We start from the raw sequence: 1,724 nt of genomic DNA on the forward strand, positions 1-1,724 counted from the left end.
TGCCAAACATAAATTGCACGCTGATTCTTTTAGAAGTTTTAATATAAACGGCTCAGATTTAAAATTTAGCAGAACCTCGTTGAATTTTATCTATAATTTTTAAACACCTAACAAATCACTCCACCTGGCCACTGACGTGTCAGGTGAGTTCAGGCGTTAAATTTCTTAAGGCATCGAGCATGGAAGAACAAATAGAATCGTATTTGACGACAGATTTTGAGAAAAAGCTGTTTTCAGCATCGGTGGCATACTTAGAAAACAAAGATGATCCGCTTAGAATTAATAGTTTTGCTTATTCCCTGAGGGAGCTAATACGCAATATTTTTGAGCGTCGCGCTCCAGAAGATAAGGTTAAATCTTGCTCTTGGTTTAAAGTAGAAACAGATAATGGAAAACCAAGCAGAAAACAAAGGTACACCTACTGTGTGCAAGGTGGCCTAGACCATAAGTTCGTTAAAGAAGAACTTAGAATGGATGTTCTGGAACCATGGAAAGAAATCAAAGAAACAATAGACTCCCTTTCAAAGTTTACGCATGTTAATGACTCGACTTTCGATATAACAGACGCAGAGCGCGAAAAGCTATCTGAAGAAGCCCTTGGCATATTATTATCGATTTTTAACATGGTCGAAGATACAAGGAGTAAATTACATTATGAGCTGTCTTCTCATATCGATAGTGAATTGATGAGTACCTTTGTATCAAATAGCATGCCTGATATCGATATTCTGAGTCACAGCAGCTATGTCGAATGTTCTGAGGTTACTGACTACGAATTGGTTGATATTGATAATCGAGAGCTTACTTTTAAGGGCGAAGGGAATGCCCATGTCTCTCAAAATTACGGAAAAGGTGAAGACGCATGTGAAATCAATAAAGAATACCCCTTCGAATTCACAGGCTCTAGCAGCGTTACTAAGCCATATGATTTGTCCATACCGCCTGAATGTATTTCAATAGATGTGAGTAGCTGGTTTGGAGATGAATAATTTAACAAGCGCGTCAATTAGGACGCTCGCAAGCTAGCGCCTATTACGCGAGCGTTATGCTCAAAAAAAACAAAACCGTGAAATGAGACTTGACAAATGAAAAACGGAATAAATCATGATCGACAGAACAGAACAGAATCTATCCTTACGGCCTGCTGAGATAGAAGATGCAGAAATGTTACTTAAGTGGAGAAATAATGAAGCTACTCGAATGGCAAGCCATACGAGTGACGAAATAAAATTAGAAAAGCATATCGAATGGTTAAAGGCTACCTTACAGAATCAAAATAGAGACTTGTATATAGCCGAAGCAAATGGAGTTTCTGTAGGCACTGTTAGAGCCGATTATGATAATGGTATCTATGAACTATCATGGACTGTTTCACCAGCAACTAGAGGTCAAGGGGTAGGAAAGCGAATGGTCTATTTGCTCGCAAATAGAATCAAAAAGCCAATACGATCCGAAGTAAAAAAAGGAAATGAAGCCTCATTTAAAATAGCAGAATATTCAGGAATGAAGTTTATAAAAGAAGATAGCAATGGAGTATTGCATTACCAACGCAACGGAATTTAACGAAAAGCATAACAAGGCAAATTCACGTGGACGGTTAAAAAGGGAAAATTTTATGAAAAAAAATTCAATTATTGCAATAATCACGATTTATGCTTTATTATCAGGCTGTGCTAGCGTCCCTATGGCGTCAATTGACAGAGATAATACTGCAAAACAATTTC

At 37.6% G+C, this 1,724-nt stretch carries 2 protein-coding genes; both read left to right on the forward strand.

Annotated features, from left to right (window positions below; all coding sequences use genetic code 11):
- Positions 1 to 179: 179 nt before the first annotated feature.
- Positions 180 to 989 carry a pPIWI-associating nuclease domain-containing protein gene (locus BTHERMOSOX_RS10995; protein ID WP_138121173.1) on the forward strand — a complete coding sequence of 270 codons (810 nt, stop codon included), beginning with the start codon at positions 180 to 182 and terminating at the stop codon, positions 987 to 989.
- Between the two features lie 115 nt (positions 990 to 1,104).
- On the forward strand, positions 1,105 to 1,563 hold the full coding sequence (locus BTHERMOSOX_RS11000) for a GNAT family N-acetyltransferase (protein WP_138121174.1): 459 nt from the start codon (positions 1,105 to 1,107) through the stop codon (positions 1,561 to 1,563).
- Positions 1,564 to 1,724 lie beyond the last annotated feature (161 nt).

It is taken from the genome of Bathymodiolus heckerae thiotrophic gill symbiont, assembly GCF_900128515.1.
GTDB lineage: Bacteria > Pseudomonadota > Gammaproteobacteria > PS1 > Pseudothioglobaceae > Thioglobus_A.